17 protein-coding genes are annotated in these 21,139 nt (G+C 62.4%); 13 read left to right on the plus strand and 4 right to left on the minus strand.

Going from position 1 to position 21,139, the window contains the following annotated elements; translation table 11 throughout:
* Positions 1-157: 157 nt before the first annotated feature.
* From BM198_RS12485 to BM198_RS12500, 4 genes are all read right to left on the minus strand, one after another.
* Entirely contained in the window at positions 158-898 is a 741-nt protein-coding gene (locus tag BM198_RS12485; RefSeq protein ID WP_044408745.1) for a YciK family oxidoreductase, read from the minus strand.
* A gap of 87 nt (positions 899-985) precedes the next feature.
* Positions 986-1,657 carry an N-acetylmuramic acid 6-phosphate phosphatase MupP gene (gene mupP / locus BM198_RS12490; RefSeq protein ID WP_074970315.1) on the minus strand — a complete coding sequence of 224 codons (672 nt, stop codon included), beginning with the start codon at positions 1,655-1,657 and terminating at the stop codon, positions 986-988.
* 5 nt (positions 1,658-1,662) lie between these two features.
* Positions 1,663-2,361 (minus strand): bifunctional 2-polyprenyl-6-hydroxyphenol methylase/3-demethylubiquinol 3-O-methyltransferase UbiG, encoded by a 699-nt coding sequence (ubiG, locus tag BM198_RS12495; RefSeq protein WP_044408741.1) that lies wholly within the window; start codon positions 2,359-2,361, stop codon positions 1,663-1,665.
* Positions 2,362-2,386: 25 nt separating this feature from the next.
* Complete coding sequence (locus tag BM198_RS12500) at positions 2,387-3,712, minus strand: TRZ/ATZ family hydrolase (protein ID WP_074970317.1); 1,326 nt, start codon at positions 3,710-3,712, stop codon at positions 2,387-2,389.
* Between the two features lie 119 nt (positions 3,713-3,831).
* Here BM198_RS12500 and mtnA point away from each other — a divergent pair, with 119 nt between their 5' ends.
* The 13 genes from mtnA (at position 3,832) to BM198_RS12565 (ending at position 20,733) form a co-directional block, all read left to right on the plus strand.
* Entirely contained in the window at positions 3,832-4,908 is a 1,077-nt protein-coding gene (mtnA, locus tag BM198_RS12505) for an S-methyl-5-thioribose-1-phosphate isomerase (protein ID WP_074970319.1), read from the plus strand.
* A 218-nt stretch (positions 4,909-5,126) separates the two neighbouring features.
* Positions 5,127-7,889, plus strand: coding sequence for a DNA gyrase subunit A (gene gyrA, locus BM198_RS12510; RefSeq protein WP_074970321.1), 2,763 nt, complete (start codon positions 5,127-5,129; stop codon positions 7,887-7,889).
* Positions 7,890-7,984: 95 nt separating this feature from the next.
* Entirely contained in the window at positions 7,985-9,070 is a 1,086-nt protein-coding gene (gene serC, locus BM198_RS12515; protein ID WP_074970323.1) for a 3-phosphoserine/phosphohydroxythreonine transaminase, read from the plus strand.
* Positions 9,070-10,164 (plus strand): prephenate dehydratase, encoded by a 1,095-nt coding sequence (pheA, locus tag BM198_RS12520; protein ID WP_069560944.1) that lies wholly within the window; start codon positions 9,070-9,072, stop codon positions 10,162-10,164. Before serC ends, pheA begins: the two co-directional genes overlap by 1 nt.
* Before the next feature lie 87 nt (positions 10,165-10,251).
* On the plus strand, positions 10,252-11,364 hold the full coding sequence (gene hisC, locus BM198_RS12525; RefSeq protein WP_074970325.1) for a histidinol-phosphate transaminase: 1,113 nt from the start codon (positions 10,252-10,254) through the stop codon (positions 11,362-11,364).
* Between the two features lie 4 nt (positions 11,365-11,368).
* Positions 11,369-13,597, plus strand: a complete 2,229-nt coding sequence (locus tag BM198_RS12530) for a bifunctional prephenate dehydrogenase/3-phosphoshikimate 1-carboxyvinyltransferase (protein WP_074970327.1) — start codon at positions 11,369-11,371, stop codon at positions 13,595-13,597.
* Positions 13,597-14,280: a (d)CMP kinase gene (gene cmk / locus BM198_RS12535; RefSeq protein ID WP_083422378.1), complete on the plus strand. Its 684-nt coding sequence runs from the start codon at positions 13,597-13,599 to the stop codon at positions 14,278-14,280. The genes BM198_RS12530 and cmk overlap by 1 nt, the downstream gene beginning before the upstream one ends.
* Before the next feature lie 122 nt (positions 14,281-14,402).
* Positions 14,403-16,082 carry a 30S ribosomal protein S1 gene (gene rpsA / locus BM198_RS12540; RefSeq protein ID WP_074970331.1) on the plus strand — a complete coding sequence of 560 codons (1,680 nt, stop codon included), beginning with the start codon at positions 14,403-14,405 and terminating at the stop codon, positions 16,080-16,082.
* A 147-nt stretch (positions 16,083-16,229) separates the two neighbouring features.
* Positions 16,230-16,514, plus strand: a complete 285-nt coding sequence (gene ihfB, locus BM198_RS12545) for an integration host factor subunit beta (protein ID WP_021221182.1) — start codon at positions 16,230-16,232, stop codon at positions 16,512-16,514.
* A gap of 211 nt (positions 16,515-16,725) precedes the next feature.
* The gene (gene wbpA / locus BM198_RS12550) at positions 16,726-18,042 is read left to right on the plus strand and encodes a UDP-N-acetyl-D-glucosamine 6-dehydrogenase (RefSeq protein ID WP_074970333.1); all 1,317 of its coding nucleotides are present in this window, start codon (positions 16,726-16,728) and stop codon (positions 18,040-18,042) included.
* Between the two features lie 54 nt (positions 18,043-18,096).
* The gene (locus BM198_RS12555) at positions 18,097-19,047 is read left to right on the plus strand and encodes a Gfo/Idh/MocA family protein (RefSeq protein ID WP_074970335.1); all 951 of its coding nucleotides are present in this window, start codon (positions 18,097-18,099) and stop codon (positions 19,045-19,047) included.
* A 4-nt stretch (positions 19,048-19,051) separates the two neighbouring features.
* Positions 19,052-19,636 (plus strand): UDP-2-acetamido-3-amino-2,3-dideoxy-D-glucuronate N-acetyltransferase, encoded by a 585-nt coding sequence (gene wbpD / locus BM198_RS12560; protein ID WP_074970337.1) that lies wholly within the window; start codon positions 19,052-19,054, stop codon positions 19,634-19,636.
* Positions 19,633-20,733 carry a DegT/DnrJ/EryC1/StrS family aminotransferase gene (locus BM198_RS12565; protein ID WP_074970339.1) on the plus strand — a complete coding sequence of 367 codons (1,101 nt, stop codon included), beginning with the start codon at positions 19,633-19,635 and terminating at the stop codon, positions 20,731-20,733. Before wbpD ends, BM198_RS12565 begins: the two co-directional genes overlap by 4 nt.
* The last annotated feature ends 406 nt before the right edge of the window (positions 20,734-21,139 follow it).

Here is a 21,139-nt window from a genome sequence, read left to right on the forward strand (position 1 = left end):
TTTCTATCAGTCGCTTATGCGTTTATGGGGCGGCGGGGTGGCAAGGCGTTGCCGGTTGTCTGACGGGCGAGATGGCAATTTGATGCCTGTTGCGGAGGGGCGCGCCGGTTTAATGGCAGGGCGATGGCGGCGGCCGGGCGGCCGCCGCCGGAAGGTCTTACTGTGCGTCGAATGCCTGGCCGTTGATGCCGGTGCTGTCCGCCCCCATGAGGTAGAGGTAGACCGGCATGATGGCCTCGGGTTCCGGGTTCTTGGCGGGGTTCTCGCCGGGGTAGGCGAGGGCGCGCATGCTGGTGCGGGTGGCGCCCGGGTTGACGCTGTTGGCGCGAACGTTGGCGATGCCGTCGAGCTCGTCGGCCAGGACCTGCATCAGGCCCTCGGTAGCGAACTTGGAGACGGCGTAGGCGCCCCAGTAGGCGCGCCCCTTGCGTCCCACGCTGCTGGAGGTGAACACCACCGAGGCGTCGCTGGAGAGCTTGAGCACGGGCAGAAGGGTGCTGGTGAGCATGAACATGGCGTTGACGTTCACCTGCATGACGCGCATGAAGTTCTCGCCGGACAACTGCTCGATGGGTGTACGCGGGCCGAGGATGGAGGCGTTGTGCAGCAGCCCGTCGAGGCGGCCGAATTCACGCTCCACCAGGGCGGCCAGTTCGTCGAACTGGTGCGGCTGGGCGGTCTCCAGGTTGAAGGGGATCACGCCCGGCTGCGGGTGGCCGGCGGCTTCGATGGCGTCATACACCTCGTTGAGGTGGGATTCGGTCTTGCCCAGCAGCAGGACGGTGGCGCCATGGGCAGCGAAGGTCTTGGCGGCGGCGGCTCCGATGCCGCGTCCGGCGCCGGTCACGAGGATGACGCGGTCCTTCAGCAGGTCGGGGCGGGCGGAATACTGGAACATCGGGAACTCCTTCGAAGCGCTGTGGAGGCTCGCTTCAGGCAATGGGTAGGCGGTACATGGGGGCGCTGCGTGGCAGGCCCCCGCCGGTCAGCAGCTGCAGAGCGCGCGGTCGAGAACGGCGCGCAGCTCGAGCGGATGGTCGACCACCACGTCGGCTCCCCAGTGATGGGGGTTGTCGTCGGGGTGGATGTAGCCGTAGGTCACGGCGGCGGTGCGCGTCCCGGCGGCGCGACCGGATTCGATGTCACGCAGGTCGTCGCCGATGAACAGCACGCTGGCCGGCTCCAGCCCCAGCTGGCTGCAGGCGAGGTGGAGCATCTCCGGGTCGGGCTTGCTGTTGGTGACGTGGTCCGGGCAGATGAGCACGGCCGAGCGCTGGGCCAGGCCAAGCTGCTGCATGATCGGTTCGGCGAAGCGCACCGGCTTGTTGGTCACCACGCCCCAGATGAGCTTGGCGGCCTCGATGTCGGCCAGCAGGGGCTCGATGCCGTCGAACGGGCGGGTGAGTACGGCGCAGTGTTGCTGGTAGCGCTCGAGGAACTCCAGGCGCAGGGCTTCGAAGCCGGGGGCTTCGGGGTCCATTTCGAAGGTGGCGGCAACCATGGCGCGGGCGCCACCGGAGACCACGTCACGGATCGATTTCTCGTCCTGTGGCGGCAGGCCGCGCTCGGTGCGCATGGCCTGGCAGATGGCGATGAAGTCCGGCGCCGAGTCGAGGAGGGTGCCGTCCATGTCGAAGAGAACCGCTCGCAGTCGCATGGTCGTCACTCCTCGCGCAGGGTCTGGACCATGTAGTTGACATCGACGTCGTTGGCCAGCTTGTAGTGCTTGGTGAGCGGGTTGTAGGTCAGGCCGATGATGTCCTTCACGGCCAGGCCGGCGGCACGGCTCCAGGCGCCCAGCTCGGACGGGCGAATGAACTTCTTGAAATCATGGGTGCCGCGCGGCAGCAGCTTCATGATGTATTCCGCGCCGACGATGGCGAACAGGTACGCCTTGGGGTTGCGGTTGATGGTGGAGAAGAACACCTGGCCGCCAGGCTTGACCAGGGTGTGGCAGGCGCGGATCACCGAAGCGGGGTCCGGCACATGCTCGAGCATCTCCAGGCAGGTGACGACGTCGAACTGGCCGGGCATCTCGGCTGCCAGCTCCTCGGCGGTGATACGGCGGTATTCCACCGGGACGCCGGATTCCAGCTGGTGCAGCTGGGCCACCGCCAGAGGCGCTTCGCCCATGTCGATGCCGGTGACGGTGGCGCCGCGCTGGGCCATGGCTTCGCTGAGGATGCCACCGCCGCAGCCGACGTCCAGCACGCGCTTGCCGGCGAGGTGGACGCGCTCGTCGATCCAGTTGACCCGCAGGGGGTTGATGTCGTGCAGGGGCTTGAACTCGCTTTCGCGGTCCCACCAGCGGTGGGCGAGGGCCTCGAACTTGGCGATTTCGGCGTGATCGACGTTGCTCATGGTGAACACCTTTATCAAACGTAATTCAGTGACCGGCGATGCGCTGGCCCCATTGGCGGGCGGTGGCGATCAGGCGGTCTTCGTCCTGGCGGGTGAGGCGGCCGTCTTCCAGCAGCGGCTTGCCGTCCACCCACAGGTACCGGACGCGATCGCGCCCGGTGGCATAGATAAGTTGCGATACCGGGTCGTAGACCGGCTGCTGGGCCAGCCCGCTGAGGTCGACGGCGATCATATCGGCGGCCTTGCCCAGTTCCAGGGAGCCTGTGTCCGCTTCCATGCCCAGCGCGCGGGCGCCGTTGAGGGTGGCCATGCGCAGGGCGCGGTGGGCGTCCAGGGCGGTGGCGGAGCCGGCGACGGCCTTGGCGAGCAGGGCGGCGGTACGGGTTTCCCCCAGGAGGTCGAGGTCATTGTTGCTGGCGGCGCCGTCGGTGCCGATGGCGACGTTGACGCCCGCGAGCCAGAGCCGCTCCACCGGGCAGAAACCGCTGGCCAGCTTGAGGTTGGATTCGGGGCAGTGGATGACGCTGGTGTTGCTTTCTACCAGCAGGGCCAGGTCGTCATCGCTGATCTGGGTCATGTGCACGGCCTGGAAGCGCGGGCCGAGCAGGCCGAGGCGAGCCAGGCGGGCCATGGGGCGTTCGCCGCGCTGCTCAAGGCTCTGCTGCACCTCGAAGGCGGTTTCCTGCACGTGCATGTGGATGCCTGCATCCAGTTCCTCGGCCAGCACCCGGATGTTCTCCAGCTTGTCGTCGCTGACGGTGTAGGGGGCGTGGGGACCGAAGGCGACCTTCAGGCGGGGGTGGTGCTTGAGGTCGCTGAACAGCTCCAGGCCACGGCGCACGGCTTCGCTGGCGTCGTGGGCGCCGGGGATGGGGAAGTCCAGCACCGGGATGGTGATCTGCGCCTTGATGCCGGCGCCGTGCATGGCTTCGCTGGCCACCGAGGGGAAGAAGTACATGTCGGAGAAGCAGGTGATGCCGCCCTTGATCTGCTCGGCGATGGCCAGCTCGGTGCCGTCGCGGACGAAGTCCTCGTCGACCCAGCGGGCCTCGGCCGGCCAGATGTGCTTCTCCAGCCAGGTCATCAGCGGCAGGTCGTCGGCGATGCCGCGGAACAGCGACATGGCGGCGTGGCCGTGGGTATTCACCAGGCCGGGTGCCAGCAGCATGCCGGGCAGCTCGATGACCTCGCGGGCCGGATGGGCCAGGGCTTCCTCGCGCTTGGCGATCAGGGCGATACGGCCGTCGCGTACCCCGAGGGCGTGGTGGGAAAGCACGACGCCGGCGGGCTCCACCGGGACGATCCAGGTGGGCAGCAGGAGCAGGTCGAGGGGGAGGCGGGCGTGGGGCATGGTGGCGCGTCCTGGGCGCGGAAAATATCGCGGGAGTATACCCGAATAGCCAAGCCAGACCGCCCCTGCATCGCTATAATCCGCGGTTTTTCGCGAAGTTGACTGGGGTGAGGTGTGGCATGCGTGAGCGACTGTTGGCGGCCGAGAAGGTCACGGCCATCGAGTGGCGGGACGGCGTCCTGCGGCTGATCGATCAACGGCTCCTGCCGCGCGAGGAAACCTGGCTGTCCTACGACTCCGCTGCGGGTGTGGCCCAGGCCATTCGTGACATGGTGGTGCGCGGTGCGCCGGCCATTGGCATCAGTGCGGCCTACGGCGTGGTGCTGGGTGCGCGTCAGCGGTTGGCGGCCGGTGGTGACTGGCGCCAGTCGCTGGAGGAGGACTTTGCGCTTCTGGCGGGCTCCCGCCCTACGGCGGTCAATCTGTTCTGGGCGTTGAACCGCATGCGTGATCGCCTCGAGCGCCTGAAGGATGCGGAGGATCCGCTGGTGGTGCTGGAGGCCGAGGCAGTGGCGATCCATGAGAGTGATCGCGAGGCCAACCTGACCATGGCGCAATTGGGCATGGAGGTGATCCGGCGTCACCAGGGTGCGCCCCAGGCCCTTCTCACTCACTGCAATGCCGGTGCCCTGGCGACCGGTGGTTTCGGTACGGCCCTGGGGGTTATTCGAGCGGCTCACCTGGAAGGGCTGGTGGAGCGGGTCTACGCCGATGAGACCCGTCCCTGGTTGCAGGGCGCCCGCCTGACGGCCTGGGAGCTGGTGAACGAGGGCGTGCCGGTGCGCCTGAACGCCGATTCGGCGGCCGCGCACCTGATGAAGGTGGGTGGCATCACCTGGGTGATCGTCGGGGCGGATCGCATCACGGCCAATGGTGATGTGGCCAACAAGATCGGCACCTACCAGCTGGCTGTGTGTGCAATGCACCACGGCGTGCGTTTCATGGTGGTGGCGCCCAGTTCCACCATCGACATGGGGCTGGAAAGCGGCGAGGACATCCCGATCGAGGAGCGTGCCGGCAGTGAGCTGCTGGAAGTGGGTGGGGTGCGCATTGCGGCGGATGTCGAGGCCGTCAATCCGGTATTCGACGTGACGCCGGCCGATCTGATCGATGTCATCGTGACCGAGCGCGGCATCGTCGAGCGCCCCGATGCCGAGAAAATGGCCCAGCTGATGTGCCGCAAGCGCCTGCACTGAGGCGTTTTGCCCACGCCCGGCGGGGCTGCCTGCCGGGTGGGGATTGTGGTAATCTCCGCCAGTTCTAGCGCTTCCCTTCGCCGGGGCGGCTGCATCCACGCGACCCCGGCGTAACTCTTTGATTTTTCGTGTCGTCCTGGTGCTGGCCGGGCGGCGGATCCCGCCTCGTCCAGGATGGATGGCGCGGGGTTTCATCAGAAAAAGGAATCAGGCTTCTCATGGGTGAACTGGCCAAAGAAATCCTCCCGGTCAATATCGAAGACGAGCTGAAACAGTCCTACCTCGATTACGCGATGAGCGTGATCGTCGGTCGCGCCCTGCCGGACGCGCGTGACGGGTTGAAGCCGGTCCACCGTCGCGTCCTCTTTGCCATGAGCGAGCTGGGCAACGACTGGAACAAGCCCTACAAGAAGTCGGCCCGTGTGGTCGGCGACGTGATCGGTAAGTACCACCCCCACGGTGATACCGCCGTGTACGACACCATCGTGCGCATGGCCCAGCCTTTCTCCCTGCGCTACATGCTGGTGGACGGCCAGGGCAACTTCGGTTCGGTGGACGGCGATAACGCGGCCGCCATGCGTTACACCGAAGTGCGCATGGCCAAGCTGGCCCACGAGCTGCTGGCCGACCTGGACAAGGAAACCGTGGACTGGGTGCCCAACTACGACGGCACCGAGCAGATCCCGGCGGTCATGCCCACCAAGATCCCGAACCTGCTGGTCAACGGTTCCAGCGGTATTGCCGTGGGCATGGCGACCAACATCCCGCCCCACAACCTGGGCGAGGTCATCGACGGCTGCCTGGCACTGATGGAGAACCCGGAGCTCTCCGTCGATGACCTGATGAAGTACATCCCGGGTCCCGACTTCCCCACCGCCGGCATCATCAACGGTCGTGCCGGGATCATCGAGGCCTACCGCACCGGTCGTGGCCGTATCTACATCCGTGCCCGCGCCGAGATCGAGGACATGGAGAAGGGTGGCGGTCGCCAGCAGATCGTCGTCACCGAGCTGCCTTACCAGTTGAACAAGGCGCGTCTGATCGAGAAGATCGCCGAGCTGGTCAAGGAGAAGAAGATCGAGGGCATCACCGAGCTGCGTGACGAGTCCGACAAGGACGGCATGCGCGTGGTGATCGAGCTGCGTCGTGGAGAAGTGGGCGAGGTGGTGCTGAACAACCTCTACGCCCAGACCCAGATGCAGAGCGTCTTCGGCATCAACGCCGTGGCGCTGGTGGATGGCCAGCCGCGCACGATGAACCTCAAGGACATGCTCGAGGTCTTCATCCGTCACCGCCGTGAAGTGGTGACCCGCCGTACCGTCTACGAGCTGCGCAAGGCGCGTGAACGTGGGCACATCCTCGAAGGCCAGGCTGTTGCGCTGTCCAACATCGACCCGGTGATCGAGCTGATCAAGGCCTCGCCGACCCCGGCCGAAGCCAAGGAGCGCCTGATCGCCACCGCCTGGGAATCCAGCGCCGTGGAAGCCATGGTCGAGCGTGCCGGTGCCGATGCCTGCCGCCCCGAAGACCTGGAGCCGCAATACGGCCTGCTCGATGGCAAGTACTACCTGTCCCCCGAGCAGGCCCAGGCCATTCTCGAACTGCGCCTGCACCGCCTGACCGGCCTGGAGCACGAGAAGCTCCTGTCCGAGTACCAGGAAATCCTCAACCTGATCGGCGAGCTGATCCGTATCCTCACCAACCCCGAGCGCCTGATGGAAGTCATCCGCGAAGAGCTGGAAAAGGTGAAGGCCGAGTTCGGCGATGCCCGTCGCACCCAGATCGTCGCGTCCCAGGTCGACTTGACCATCGCTGACCTGATCACCGAGGAAGAGCGCGTCGTCACCATTTCCCATGGCGGCTACGCCAAGTCCCAGCCGCTGGCCGTCTACCAGGCCCAGCGCCGTGGCGGCAAGGGCAAGTCCGCCACGGGTGTGAAGGACGAGGACTACATCGAGCACCTGCTGGTCGCCAACAGCCATGCGACCCTGCTGCTGTTCTCCAGCAAGGGCAAGGTCTACTGGCTGCGTACCTTCGAGATTCCCGAGGCGTCCCGTACCGCGCGTGGTCGCCCGCTGGTGAACCTGCTGCCGCTGGACGAAGGCGAGCGCATCACCGCGATGCTCCAGATCGACCTGGAAGCGCTGCAGCAGAGCGGCCGCGACGAGGATCTGGACGAAGCCGATGGTGTGGTGATCGAGGGCGAAGTGGTCGAGCCGGAAGCCGCCAGTGAAGGCGCTGACGATGGCGAGACCGAGCTGGCCAACGACGAGCCCACCGGCGCCTACATCTTCATGGCCACCGCCTTCGGCACCGTGAAGAAGACCCCGCTGGTGCAATTCAGCCGTCCGCGCAGTGCCGGTCTGATCGCGCTGAAGCTGGAAGAGGGTGACACCCTGATCGCGGCGGCCATTACCGACGGCGCCAAGGAAGTCATGCTGTTCTCCGATGGTGGCAAGGTCATCCGCTTCAAGGAAAAACTCGTGCGCATCATGGGCCGCAATGCCCGTGGCGTGCGCGGCATGCGCCTGCCGGAAGGCCAGCGCCTGATCTCCATGCTGATCCCGGAAGCCAATGCGCAGATCCTGACCGCCTCCGAGCGCGGGTACGGCAAGCGCACTCGCCTGGGTGAGTTCCCCCGCCGTGGGCGCGGTGGCCAGGGCGTCATTGCCATGGTTTCCAACGAGCGCAACGGCAAGCTGGTCGGCGCCATCCAGGTGCAGGACGGCGAGGAAATCATGCTGATCTCCGACCAGGGCACCCTGGTACGTACCCGCGTCGACGAAGTCTCCAGCTCCGGGCGTAACACCCAGGGCGTGACCCTGATCAAGCTCGCCAAGGATGAGACGCTGGTCGGGCTCGAGCGCGTCCAGGAGCTTTCCGACGATGGCGAGGACGACGTGATCGAAGGCCACGATGACGAGGCTGTGGCCGCGGTTGAGGGCGTCGAGGGCGACGCCGAGCAGGTCGCTGACGAGTAACTGTGGCAAGGGCGGGCCTTCGCCGGCCCGTCCGTTCGGTAGAAGAAAAACCTGCGAGGGCGCCAGTGCCCTCGCGCTACCCAGTGAGAATGGATGTGAGCAAGCGAGCCTATAACTTCTGCGCCGGCCCCGCCGCGCTTCCGGACGCTGTACTGCAACGTGCCCAGGCCGAACTCCTCGATTGGCAGGGCAAGGGCCTGTCCGTGATGGAGATGAGCCATCGCAGCGATGACTACGTGGCCATTGCCGAGAAGGCCGAGCAGGATCTTCGCGACCTCCTGTCCATTCCCTCCAATTACAAGGTGCTGTTCCTCCAGGGCGGCGCCAGCCAGCAGTTCGCCGAGATCCCGCTGAACCTGCTGCCCGAGAACGGCGTGGCCGACTACGTCGAGACCGGCATCTGGTCGAAGAAGAGCATTGAAGAGGCCAGCCGCTTCGGTCGCGTCAACGTCGCCGCCAGCGCCAAGGGCTACGACTATTTCGCCATCCCTGGCCAGAACGAGTGGCAGCTGTCCAAGGATGCGGCCTACCTGCACTACGCCTCCAACGAAACCATCGGCGGCCTGCAGTTCGACTGGATCCCGGAGGTTGGCGACGTACCGCTGGTAGTGGACATGTCGTCCGACATTCTTTCCCGCCCGCTGGACGTTTCCCGTTTCGGCCTGATCTATGCCGGCGCGCAGAAGAACATCGGTCCCAGCGGCCTGGTGGTGGTGATCGTGCGCGAGGACCTGCTGGGCCGTGCCCGTTCGTCCTGCCCGACCATGCTCAACTACAAGATCGCGGCCGATAACGGCTCCATGTACAACACGCCGGCGACCTTCTCCTGGTACCTCTCGGGCCTGGTGTTCGAGTGGCTGAAGGAGCAGGGCGGCGTCAAGGCCATGGAGGCACGCAACAAGGCCAAGAAGGACCTGCTCTACGGTTACATCGATAAGAGCGACTTCTACACCAACCCCATCGCGCACAATGCCCGCTCCTGGATGAACGTACCGTTCCGCCTGGCTGACGAGCGCCTGGACAAGGACTTCCTCGCCGGCGCCGATGCTCGTGGCCTGCTCAACCTCAAGGGCCATCGCTCCGTAGGCGGCATGCGTGCCTCCATCTACAACGCCGTGGGCCTGGATGCGGTCGAGGCCCTGGTGGCCTACATGGCGGAGTTCGAGAAGGAGCGCGCGTGATGTCCGACCAGGAACTGAAGGCCCTGCGTCTGCGCATCGACAGCCTTGACGAGAAGATCCTCGAGCTGATCAGCGAGCGTGCCCGCTGCGCCCAGGATGTGGCGCGGGTGAAGATGGCGTCCCTGCCGGAGGGCGAGAAGCCGGTCTTCTACCGCCCCGAGCGCGAGGCCTGGGTGCTCAAGCACATCATGGAGCGCAACCAGGGTCCGCTGGACAACGAGGAAATGGCGCGGCTGTTCCGCGAGATCATGTCCTCCTGCCTAGCCCTGGAGCAGCCCCTCAAGGTGGCGTACCTGGGGCCGGAAGGCACCTTCACCCAGGCGGCTGCTCTCAAGCATTTCGGCCATGCGGTGATCAGCTCGCCGATGGCCGCCATCGACGAGGTGTTCCGCGAGGTGGCTGCAGGTGCAGTCAACTTCGGTGTCGTGCCGGTGGAGAACTCCACCGAGGGTGCGGTCAACCACACCCTGGACAGCTTCCTCGAGCACGACATGGTGATCTGCGGTGAAGTTGAGCTGCGCATCCACCATCACCTGCTGGTGGGGGAGAACACCAAGACCGACAACATCACCCGCATCTACTCCCACGCCCAGTCCCTGGCGCAGTGCCGCAAGTGGTTGGATGCTCACTACCCCAACGTCGAGCGCGTGGCGGTTTCGAGCAATGCCGATGCGGCCAAGCGGGTGAAGAGCGAGTGGAACTCCGCCGCCATTGCCGGCGACATGGCGGCCAGCCTCTACGGCCTGACCAAGCTGTGCGAGAAGATCGAGGACCGCCCGGACAACTCCACGCGTTTCCTCATCATCGGTAACCAGGAAGTGCCGCCCACCGGCGACGACAAGACCTCGGTCATCGTATCCATGCGCAACAAGCCGGGGGCGCTCCACGAGCTCCTGGTGCCGTTCCACAACAACGGCATCGACCTGACCCGCATCGAGACCCGCCCGTCCCGCAGTGGCAAGTGGACCTACGTTTTCTTCATCGACTTCGTGGGCCACCACCGCGATCCGCTGATCAAGGACGTGCTGGAGAAGATCAACCAGGAGGCCGTGGCGCTGAAGGTGCTCGGTTCCTATCCCAAAGCGGTTCTCTGAATCGACGGTCACAGGCCGCTAGCCTCTTGCTGAACAGATCCGGCGCGTGGCTTCCGGCTTGTGGTCCAAAGCTTGAGGCGTGCAGCTATGTCCTGTGATTTCCTTGCCCTTGCCCAGCCGGGCGTGCAGAAACTTTCACCCTATGTGCCCGGCAAGCCGGTGGATGAGTTGGCCCGCGAGCTCGACCTCGACCCGTCCGGCATCGTCAAGCTGGCCAGTAACGAGAATCCGCTCGGCCCGAGCCCCAAGGCTCTCGAGGCCATTCGTGCCGAGCTGGCCGAGCTGACCCGCTACCCCGATGGCAACGGCTTCGAGCTGAAGCGCCGCCTGGCCGAACGCTGCGGCGTCACGCCGGCCCAGGTGACCCTCGGCAATGGCTCCAACGACATTCTCGATCTGGTGGCCCGGGCCTACCTGGCGCCTGGCTTGAATGCGGTTTTCAGCGAGTACGCCTTTGCCGTCTATCCCATCGCCACCCAGGCCGTGGGGGCTGTCGGCAAGGTGGTTCCGGCCCGGGATTTTGGCCATGACCTGCCGGCCATGCTGGCGGCCATCGACGCCAACACCCGCGTCGTCTTCATAGCCAACCCCAACAACCCCACCGGTACCTGGTTCGGTCCGGCTGCCCTGGAGAGCTTCCTCGCCCAGGTGCCGGAAAACGTTCTGGTGGTGTTGGACGAGGCCTACATCGAGTATGCCGAGGGTGACGAGTTGCCCGATGGTCTCGATTACCTGGCGCGATACCCGAACCTGCTGGTCTCGCGGACGTTCTCCAAGGCCTATGGCCTGGCGTCCCTGCGGGTCGGCTACGGTCTTTCCAGCGCCCAGGTGGCCGATGTGCTGAACCGCGTGCGCCAGCCCTTCAACGTCAACAGCCTGGCCCTGGCAGCGGCCTGTGCAGCGCTGGACGATGCTGATTACCTTGCTGAAAGCCGCCGCATCAACGATGCCGGCATGTTTCAGTTGGAAGAGGGGTTCCGTGCCTTGGGTCTGACGTGGATTCCTTCCAAAGGCAACTTCATCGCTGTCGACTTCGGTCGTGACGCTGCCCCTATCAATGCCGCCTTGCTGCGCGAGGGTGTGATCCTTCGCCCGGTGGGGAGCTATGGCATGCCCACCTTCTTGCGTGTCTCCATCGGTCTGCCGGCGGAAAACGCCCGTTGCCTGGAGGCGCTGGCCAAGGTGCTCGCCCGTGCCTGATGTCATGACCCTGCAACGGGGTGGTCCTATCTTCGGGCGCCTGGTGGTGATTGGGCTCGGTCTCATTGGTGGGTCTTTCGCCAAGGGTTTGCGCGAGAAGGGTGTGTTCGCCGAGGTAGTGGGTGTGGACAAGGACCCGGAGTCCTGCCGCATCGCCGTCGAGACGGGGGTGGTGGATCGCTGCGAGAGCGATCTGGATGCCGCCTGTCGCGGGGCTGAAGTGATCCAGTTGGCGGTGCCGATACTGGCCATGGAGAAGCTGCTGGGGCAGTTGGCCGCGCTCGACCTTGGAAAGGCCGTGCTGACCGATGTGGGAAGCGCCAAGGGCAATGTGGTGCGCGCTGCACGTGTGGCGTTCGGCCAGATGCCGGCGCGTTTCGTCCCCGGTCACCCCATCGCGGGGTCGGAGAAGAGCGGGGTGGAGGCGGCCAACGCGGGTCTGTTCCGTCGTCACAAGGTGATTCTCACGCCGGCAGAGAATACCGACCCGGCAGCCCTGGAGCAGGTCGACCAGCTTTGGCGGGCCTTGGGCGCCGATGTCGAGCACATGGATGTCGAGCACCACGACGAGGTGCTCGCTGCGACCAGTCATTTGCCGCACCTGCTGGCGTTTGGCCTGGTCGATTCGCTCGGCAAGCGCAGCGAGAACCTGGAGATTTTCCGTTACGCCGCCGGCGGCTTCCGTGATTTCACGCGGATCGCCGGCAGTGATCCGGTGATGTGGCACGACATCTTCCTCGCCAATCGCGAGGCCGTGCTGCGGATCCTGGACGTATTTCGCGCCGACCTCGACGCGCTGCGCGCTGCGGTCGACGCTGGGGATGGGCATGAGTTGCTGGGCGTGTTCACCCGCGCCCGCTTCGCCCGCGAGCATTTCAGCAAAATCCTGGCCCGCAGGGCCTATGTGGACGCCATGCACAATAACGATCTGATCTACCTTGCCCAGCCCGGTGGCCAAATTTCCGGCCGTATTCGCGTTCCTGGCGACAAATCCATCTCCCATCGGTCGATCATGCTCGGCTCCCTGGCCGAAGGAACCACCGAGGTGGAAGGCTTCCTCGAAGGTGAGGACGCCCTGGCGACGCTGCAGACCTTCCGTGACATGGGCGTTGTCATTGAAGGCCCTCATCATGGTCGTGTGACCATCCATGGTGTTGGCCTACATGGCCTCAAGCCGCCGCCTGGTCCCCTCTACCTGGGCAACTCCGGCACTTCCATGCGTCTGCTCAGCGGTCTGCTGGCGGCCCAGCCGTTCGACACCACCCTGACCGGTGACGCTTCTCTCTCCAAGCGCCCGATGAATCGCGTGGCCAAGCCGCTCCGCGAAATGGGGGCGGTGATCGAAACCGGCCCCGAGGGGCGTCCGCCGCTGACCATCCGCGGTGGCCAGCGCCTGACCGGGATGAGCTACGACATGCCCATGGCCAGCGCCCAGGTGAAGTCCTGTCTGCTGCTTGCCGGTCTGTATGCCGCCGGGGAGACCGCCGTTACCGAGCCGGCTCCTACCCGTGATCACACCGAACGCATGCTCCAGGGCTTTGGCTACCCGGTGAAGGTGGAGGGCAATACCGCGAGCGTCGAGAGCGGGCACAAGCTCACGGCTTGCAAGATCGAGGTGCCTGCCGATATCTCCTCGGCTGCCTTCTTCCTGGTGGCGGCGAGCATCGCCGAAGGTTCCGAGCTGCTGCTCGAGCATGTCGGCATCAACCCGACCCGTACCGGGGTGATCGATATCCTCAAGCTGATGGGCGGCGACATCACCCTGGAAAACCAGCGCGTGGTGGGTGGCGAACCGGTTGCCGATATCCGCGTTCGGGCAGCCAAGCTCAAGGGCATTGATATTCCCGAAGACCTGGTGCCCCTGGCCATCGATGAGTTCCCGGTGCTCTTCGTCGCGGCTGCCTGCGCCGAGGGACGTACCGTGCTACGTGGTGCGGAAGAGTTGCGGGTCAAGGAGTCCGACCGTATCCAGGTCATGGCCGATGGCCTGCAGACCCTGGGCGTGAAGGCGGAGCCGACTCCGGACGGCATCGTCATCGAGGGTGGCCCGATGGGTGGTGGTGAAGTCTGGGCGCATGGCGACCACCGGATCGCCATGTCCTTCACGGTGGCGTCGCTCCGCGCTGGTGCTCCGATCCGAATCCATGACTGTGCGAACGTGGCGACCTCCTTCCCGAACTTCCTGGGGTTGGCTTCGCAGGTCGGAATCCGCGTAGCGGAAGAGGGCAAGTGATGAGTGGCGTACCTGTCATAACCGTCGACGGACCAGGAGGATCCGGCAAAGGCACTCTGTGTGGCTTGCTTGCCAGGCGCCTGGGCTGGAATCTGCTCGATTCGGGCGCGCTCTACCGCCTCTTGGCATTTGCCGCGCGCAACCACGGTGTCGACCTCACCAACGAGGAAGCGCTGACGGTTCTGGCGGCTCATCTGGACGTACAGTTCCTTTCCGCAGCGGATGGCAGTGAGCGCATCGTGCTCGAAGGCGAGGATGTGTCCAATGTGATCCGAACCGAGGTGGTAGGGGCGGGCGCTTCTCAGGTGGCTGCCCTGCCGGCAGTTCGCGATGCGTTGCTGGAGCGCCAGCGTGCGTTCCGTGAGTCCCCCGGCCTTGTTGCGGACGGGCGTGATATGGGAACCGTCGTATTTCCCGATGCGCCACTCAAGATATTCCTGACTGCAAGCGCCGAGGAGCGGGCGCGACGCCGTTATCTCCAGTTGAAGGGCAAAGGCGAGGATGTTAATCTGCCGAGTCTACTTGACGAGATAATCGCACGTGACGAGCGTGATACGCAGCGTGCGGTGGCTCCGCTTAAGCCGGCGCCCGATGCGATCCTGCTGGATTCCACCGATCTCTCGATCGAGCAGGTGCTGGAACGTATTCTCAGTGAGGTCGCAGCTCGCGATCTCGCCGGGTAACCCAGAGAGGCATGCGGGAAGACCAGTCTAAAGCCCCGCAAGACTCTTTTTATATGAACAAACCCACATTGTCTGGAGTGTGGCTTTGGGCGAATTCTCGCCCTTGATCAACAGGAATCAACATGAGCGAAAGCTTTGCAGAACTTTTTGAAGAAAGCCTGAAATCCCTCGACATGCAGCCCGGTGCGATCATCACCGGCATCGTGGTCGACATCGATGGTGACTGGGTCACCGTCCATGCTGGCCTGAAGTCCGAGGGTGTCATCCCGGTCGAGCAGTTCTACAACGAGCAGGGCGAGCTGACCATCAAGGTCGGTGACGAAGTGCACGTTGCGCTCGATGCTGTGGAAGACGGCTTCGGCGAAACCAAGCTGTCCCGCGAGAAAGCCAAGCGCGCCGAGTCTTGGATTGTTCTGGAAGCGGCTTTCGCTGCCGAAGAAGTGGTCAAGGGCGTTATCAACGGCAAGGTCAAAGGTGGCTTCACTGTCGACGTCAATGGCATCCGTGCGTTCCTGCCGGGTTCCCTGGTTGATGTGCGTCCGGTGCGTGATACCACTCACCTGGAAGGCAAAGAGCTCGAGTTCAAGGTCATCAAGCTGGACCAGAAGCGCAACAACGTTGTCGTTTCCCGTCGTAGCGTCCTCGAAGCCGAGAACAGCGCCGAGCGCGAAGCGCTGCTGGAATCCCTGCAGGAAGGTCAGCAAGTCAAGGGTATCGTCAAGAACCTCACCGACTACGGTGCGTTCGTTGACCTGGGCGGCGTAGATGGCTTGCTGCACATCACCGACATGGCGTGGAAGCGCATCAAGCATCCGTCCGAGATCGTCAACGTTGGTGACGAGATCGACGTCAAGGTCCTGAAGTTCGACCGCGAGCGCAACCGCGTCTCCCTGGGTCTGAAGCAACTGGGCGAAGATCCGTGGGTTGCCATCAAGGCCCGTTACCCGGAAGGCACCCGCGTCATGGCTCGCGTTACCAACCTGACCGACTACGGCTGCTTCGCCGAGCTGGAAGAAGGTGTAGAAGGCCTGGTGCACGTGTCCGAGATGGATTGGACCAACAAGAACATCCACCCGTCCAAGGTCGTTCAGGTCGGCGACGAAGTGGAAGTTCAGGTCCTGGATATCGACGAAGAGCGTCGTCGTATCTCCCTGGGTATCAAGCAGTGCAAATCCAACCCGTGGGAAGATTTCTCCAGCCGCTTCAACAAGGGCGACAAGATCTCCGGCACCATCAAGTCGATCACCGATTTCGGTATCTTCATCGGCCTGGAAGGTGGTATCGACGGTCTGGTTCATCTCTCCGACATCTCTTGGAACGAAGTTGGCGAAGAAGCCGTACGCCGCTTCAAGAAGGGCGACGAGCTGGAAACCGTTATCCTCTCCGTTGATCCGGAGCGCGAGCGCATCTCCCTGGGCATCAAACAGCTGGAAGACGATCCGTTCTCCAACTACGCATCCCTGAACGAGAAGGGCAGCATCGTCCGTGGTACCGTCAAGGAAGTTGATGCCAAAGGCGCTGTAATCTCCCTTGGCAACGATATCGAAGGCATCCTGAAAGCCTCCGAAATCAGCCGCGATCGCGTTGAAGATGCCCGCAACGTGCTGAAGGAAGGCGAAGAAGTCGAAGCCAAGATCATCAGCATCGACCGTAAGAGCCGCGTTATCAGCCTGTCCATCAAGTCGAAGGACGTGGACGACGAGAAAGACGCAATGAAGGAACTGCGCAAGCAGGAATCCGAGAGCACTGGTCCGACCACCATTGGTGATCTGATTCGTGCGCAGATGGAGAGCCAGGGCTAAGTCCTGATTTCCCCAGCAAGAAGGGCGGCCTAGGCCGCCCTTTTTGTTGTTCGAGTTTTACTCTTGGTTCTTGGGACTGTTCAAGGCTTCATGGTCATGCTAAAAACGTTAGAGCTGATCTAGCCGCTTGATATAGAAGGGAAAACCATGACCAAGTCGGAGTTGATCGAACGAATCGTTACCCATCAAGGCCAGCTTTCCTCGAAAGACGTGGAGCTTGCCATCAAGACTATGCTCGAGCAGATGTCCCAGGCACTGGCCACGGGGGATCGTATCGAGATACGTGGCTTCGGTAGTTTCTCTCTGCACTTTCGTGCGCCTCGCACAGGGCGCAACCCTAAGACTGGTGAGTCGGTTCGCCTGGATGGGAAGTTCGTGCCCCACTTCAAGCCGGGCAAGGAGTTGCGGGATCGGGTGAACGAGGAAGAATAACTCTCCTGCGTGCCCTCTTTGTCTCTTCTTGCTTTTTACATATCTGGGTGTGTACCGATTCTAGCCAGTGGCTTGCTAGTTCTGGTGGCTATCGGTATTTCTGAATAATTACTAAAATGCCGCTTTCCCCTCACGGGCTTCGCCTATAGGCGAAGCCCGTAGCTTGGCTTCTATCGTGCGATCACGAGATAAAATTTTTGGAGTTGATTTGATGTCAAATCAGATTCGTCTGGCTAGTGTCGCCAAGTTCAAGGAGAAAGGGGCCATTATCGGCATAGTCGGTCTTGGGTACGTAGGCCTGCCGCTGATGCTTCGCTACAGCGCGATCGGTTATCGTGTGCTAGGTATCGACATCGACAATACAAAGGTTGCGAAGCTCAATATTGGGCAGAGCTATATTGAGCACATCCCTGCGGGAAAGATCGCCCAAGCGCGTGATTCAGGTTTTGAGGCGACGACAGATTTTTCCCGTGCTGCCGAATGTGATGCGTTGATTCTCTGCGTGCCGACCCCCCTGAACAAATATCGCGAGCCGGACATGAGCTTCGTGATCAACACCACCGATGCGCTCAAGCAATATCTGCGTGCGGGCCAGGTCGTGTCGCTGGAGAGTACGACCTATCCAGGCACTACTGAAGAAGAGCTGCTCCCGCGTGTGGAAGAAGGTGGGCTCAAGGTCGGTGAAGACATCTTCCTTGTCTATTCGCCGGAGCGCGAGGATCCAGGTAACCCTGATTTCGAGACGAACACCATCCCCAAGGTGATCGGTGGCCAAACTCCCGCCTGCCTTGAGGTCGGTGTGGCGCTGTACGAACAGGCGATCGATCGCGTTGTGCCGGTGAGCTCCACCAAAGCGGCGGAGATGACCAAGCTACTGGAAAACATTCATCGGGCGGTGAACATAGGCCTGGTTAATGAAATGAAGATCGTGGCCGATCGCATGGGCATCGACATCTTCGAGGTAGTGGATGCGGCAGCGACCAAACCGTTCGGCTTCACCGCCTACTATCCGGGCCCGGGGCTGGGCGGCCATTGCATCCCGATAGACCCTTTCTACCTGACTTGGAAGGCCCGCGAGTATGGTCTGCACACCCGCTTCATCGAACTGTCGGGTGAAGTGAACCGGGCGATGCCGGAATACGTGGTAGGTAAGCTGATGGATGGCCTTAACGATCGCGGCAAGGCCCTGAAAGGCAGTCGTGTCCTGGTGTTGGGCATTGCATACAAGAAGAACGTCGACGACATGCGCGAATCTCCGTCGGTGGAGATTATGGAACTTATCGAGGCTAAGGGCGGTATCGTGGCCTATAGCGACCCGCATGTCCCGGTCTTTCCGAAGATGCGCGAACACCATTTCGAATTGAGCAGCGAGGTGCTGACAGCGGAGAATCTGGCGTCCTTCGATGCGGTGGTGTTGGCGACTGACCACGCGCGTTTCGATTACGAACTGATTCGTGAGCACGCCCGCCTGCTGGTCGATAGCCGCGGCAAGTACCGCGCGCCGGAAACCCACATCGTCAAAGCCTGATTTTGTAGTCATGCTGCCTCGGTACGCCGGTGCGCAGCTGTTTGGAGTAGATCCATGAAGCGTTTCGCCCTAGTTGGTGCTGCCGGCTACATTGCGCCGCGGCACATGCGCGCCATCAAGGACACTGGCAACGAGCTGGTGAGCGCCTATGACATCAATGACTCGGTCGGAATCATCGACAGCCTGTCGCCGCAGAGCGAGTTCTTCACCGAGTTCGAACGCTTCTACGACCATGCCTGGTCCTTGAAGCGCCAGCCTGGCCAGGAGCTGGACATCGTCTCTGTGTGCAGCCCGAATTACCTGCACCATCCCCATATCAACGCTGGCCTGCGCCTGGGCTGCGACGTGATCTGTGAAAAACCGCTGGTGCCGAGCCCGCATCTGCTGGATGACCTTGCGCTAACCGAGCGCGAGACCGGTCAGCGCCTGTGGAACATTCTGCAACTGCGTCACCACCAGGCGATCATCGACCTGAAGGATCGAGTGCAGGGTGGCAAGAGCGAGCACAAGCACGAGGTAGAGCTCACCTACATTACCTCGCGCGGCAAGTGGTATATGGAGAGCTGGAAAGGAGACCCGCGTAAATCCTTTGGTGTCGCCACTAACATCGGCGTGCACTTTTACGACATGCTGCATTTTATTTTTGGCAAACTGCAGCGCAATGTCGTCCACTACAGTCATGAACACAAAGCTGCGGGCTACTTGGAGTATGAGAATGCTCGGGTACGCTGGTTCCTTTCGATCGATGCTGGTGATCTTCCAGATGCTGTGAGGGGCAAGAAGCCAACTTATCGCTCAATCATGGTCGATGGCCAGGAGATTGAATTCTCAGAAGGTTTCACTGACCTGCACACGGTCAGCTACCAAGCCATTCTCAATGGCAATGGATATGGTATCGAGGACGCCCGCCACTGCGTGGAAACCGTGGAGACCATCCGTACACTGGCCGCTACTCGCGCTCAGAACGGTGAAGATCACCCATTCCTTGCGCGCTTGCTGGGTTGAATCCATGAGCCACTATCAGCATCCCAGCGCCATCGTCGATGAGGGTGCTCAGATCGGCGAAGGTTCTCGCGTCTGGCATTTCGTTCACGTATGCCCGGGCGCTCGGATTGGCAAAGGTGTGTCCCTGGGGCAGAACGTATTCGTCGGTAACAAAGTGCTGATCGGCGATCACTGCAAGATCCAGAACAACGTCTCGGTGTATGACAACGTCACACTTGAGGAAGGCGTCTTCTGCGGGCCGAGCATGGTATTCACCAACGTCTACAACCCGCGCTCTCTGATCGAACGTAAGAGCGAATACCGCGATACCTTGGTGAGGAAGGGCGCCACGCTGGGAGCAAACTGCACCATCGTCTGCGGCGTCACCATTGGCGAGTTCGCCTTCATAGGTGCAGGCGCAGTAGTCAACAAGGATGTGCCGGCTTATGCACTGATGGTTGGGGTTCCTGCCCGACATATAGGCTGGATGAGCGAGTATGGCGAGCAACTGGATTTGCCGCTCACCGGGGTGGGGAGTGCACCATGCATCCACTCTGGGGAGCGCTATGTGCTTGAGGGCGGCATTGTGAGAAAGGAGCAAGCGCAGTGATCGAATTCATCGATCTCAAGGCTCAGCAAGCGCTGATCAAAGAAAAGATCAATGCCAATATCCAGCGCGTATTGGCGCATGGCCAGTATATTCTTGGTCCGGAAGTGGCGGAGTTGGAAGAGAAACTGGCGGCTTTTGTGGGCGCCAAGTACTGCATCAGCGTAGCCAATGGTACCGACGCGCTGCAGATTGCGCAGATGGCACTGGGTATTGGCCCGGGCGATGAGGTCATAACCCCCGGCTTCACCTATATCGCCACAGCCGAGACAGTCGCTCTGCTAGGGGCAAAACCGGTGTACGTGGATGTCGATCCGCGCACCTATAACCTCGATCCGGCGCTGCTTGAAGCTGCCATTACCCCGCGCACCAAGGCGATCATTCCTGTTTCGCTGTATGGCCAGTGTGCTGACTTCGATACGATCAACGTTATCTCTGCCCGGCATGGCATTCCCGTGATCGAGGACGCCGCGCAGAGCTTCGGTGCCACCTACAAGGGCAAGCGCTCCTGCAACCTGACCACCATTGCCTGTACCAGCTTCTTCCCAAGTAAGCCCTTGGGTTGCTATGGCGATGGTGGAGCAATATTCACCAACGATGACGAATTGGCCAAGGTAGTGCGCCAGATCGCTCGTCATGGCCAGGATCGGCGTTATCACCATGTGCGCGTCGGGGTGAACAGCCGTCTCGATACCCTGCAGGCCGCCATTCTGCTGCCAAAGCTTGACCTCTTTCCAGGTGAGCTGGAACGGCGCGGGCTGGTTGCCCGGCAGTATGCTCGTCTGCTGGGCGAGGCTGGTGTCACCGCGCCCTTCGTCGAGGATTACAATCGCAGCGCTTGGGCTCAGTACACGGTGCAGGTGGAAAACCGCGAACAGGTTCAGGAAAGGCTCAAGGCTGCCGGAATTCCTACCGCGGTGCATTATCCCATTCCACTGAACCGCCAGCCTGCCGTCAGCGACGTCGATGCCTGTCTTCCGGTAGGTGACGCCATTGCTCAGCGAGTCATGAGCCTGCCCATGCATCCTTATCTCGACGACGTTTCACTGCGCTCGATCATCAATTCCTTACTGGGATGTCTTGGCGGGTGTGATTCGTAAAATCCTCACTGCCGTCGGTCGTATGTTCCAGGGGCACATGGATTCTGTTCAAGGAAAACCGGGCTGGGCACTCATTTGCGGCGGTATCTGCTCGACCGGTGCCTTGGCAGTTTCCAGGTTGAAAGTCCCTGTCGCGTACGTCGGGGCAGGGGCTTGCGGGGTAACAAATCATATCCGGTGAGAGGGGGGAGGCATGTGCGCACGTGTTTCAGCGCGCCGGGCAATCGGGCACTCATGAACATGGTGATCTGCCAAGGTCGCGAATAGGGGGCGGTTCCCCGGTTGCCTTTGCTGTTGAGGGGCTCCGTCTCTATGAGCGCCAATTTGCTTGCTCTGTGCGCGTTCGGCCTGTTGCGTCAGCCCCTTTGTCTGTCTCCAGGCCATGCCTGTGTTCTCGTTGGAGCAT

The sequence above is a fragment of the Metapseudomonas otitidis genome (genome assembly GCF_900111835.1).
In the GTDB taxonomy this organism is placed as follows: Bacteria; Pseudomonadota; Gammaproteobacteria; order Pseudomonadales; family Pseudomonadaceae; genus Metapseudomonas; species Metapseudomonas otitidis.

Bases quoted from the DNA above. Each gene is read 5' to 3' on its own strand.
- BM198_RS12485 (WP_044408745.1), bottom strand. From the start codon at position 898: ATGTTCCAGTATTCCGCCCGCCCCGACCTGCTGAAGGACCGCGTCATC.
- mupP (WP_074970315.1), bottom strand. From the start codon at position 1,657: ATGCGACTGCGAGCGGTTCTCTTCGACATGGACGGCACCCTCCTCGAC.
- ubiG (WP_044408741.1), bottom strand. From the start codon at position 2,361: ATGAGCAACGTCGATCACGCCGAAATCGCCAAGTTCGAGGCCCTCGCC.
- BM198_RS12500 (WP_074970317.1), bottom strand. From the start codon at position 3,712: ATGCCCCACGCCCGCCTCCCCCTCGACCTGCTCCTGCTGCCCACCTGG.
- mtnA (WP_074970319.1), top strand. From the start codon at position 3,832: ATGCGTGAGCGACTGTTGGCGGCCGAGAAGGTCACGGCCATCGAGTGG.
- gyrA (WP_074970321.1), top strand. From the start codon at position 5,127: ATGGGTGAACTGGCCAAAGAAATCCTCCCGGTCAATATCGAAGACGAG.
- pheA (WP_069560944.1), top strand. From the start codon at position 9,070: ATGTCCGACCAGGAACTGAAGGCCCTGCGTCTGCGCATCGACAGCCTT.
- hisC (WP_074970325.1), top strand. From the start codon at position 10,252: ATGTCCTGTGATTTCCTTGCCCTTGCCCAGCCGGGCGTGCAGAAACTT.
- BM198_RS12530 (WP_074970327.1), top strand. From the start codon at position 11,369: ATGACCCTGCAACGGGGTGGTCCTATCTTCGGGCGCCTGGTGGTGATT.
- cmk (WP_083422378.1), top strand. From the start codon at position 13,597: ATGAGTGGCGTACCTGTCATAACCGTCGACGGACCAGGAGGATCCGGC.
- rpsA (WP_074970331.1), top strand. From the start codon at position 14,403: ATGAGCGAAAGCTTTGCAGAACTTTTTGAAGAAAGCCTGAAATCCCTC.
- ihfB (WP_021221182.1), top strand. From the start codon at position 16,230: ATGACCAAGTCGGAGTTGATCGAACGAATCGTTACCCATCAAGGCCAG.
- wbpA (WP_074970333.1), top strand. From the start codon at position 16,726: ATGTCAAATCAGATTCGTCTGGCTAGTGTCGCCAAGTTCAAGGAGAAA.
- BM198_RS12555 (WP_074970335.1), top strand. From the start codon at position 18,097: ATGAAGCGTTTCGCCCTAGTTGGTGCTGCCGGCTACATTGCGCCGCGG.
- wbpD (WP_074970337.1), top strand. From the start codon at position 19,052: ATGAGCCACTATCAGCATCCCAGCGCCATCGTCGATGAGGGTGCTCAG.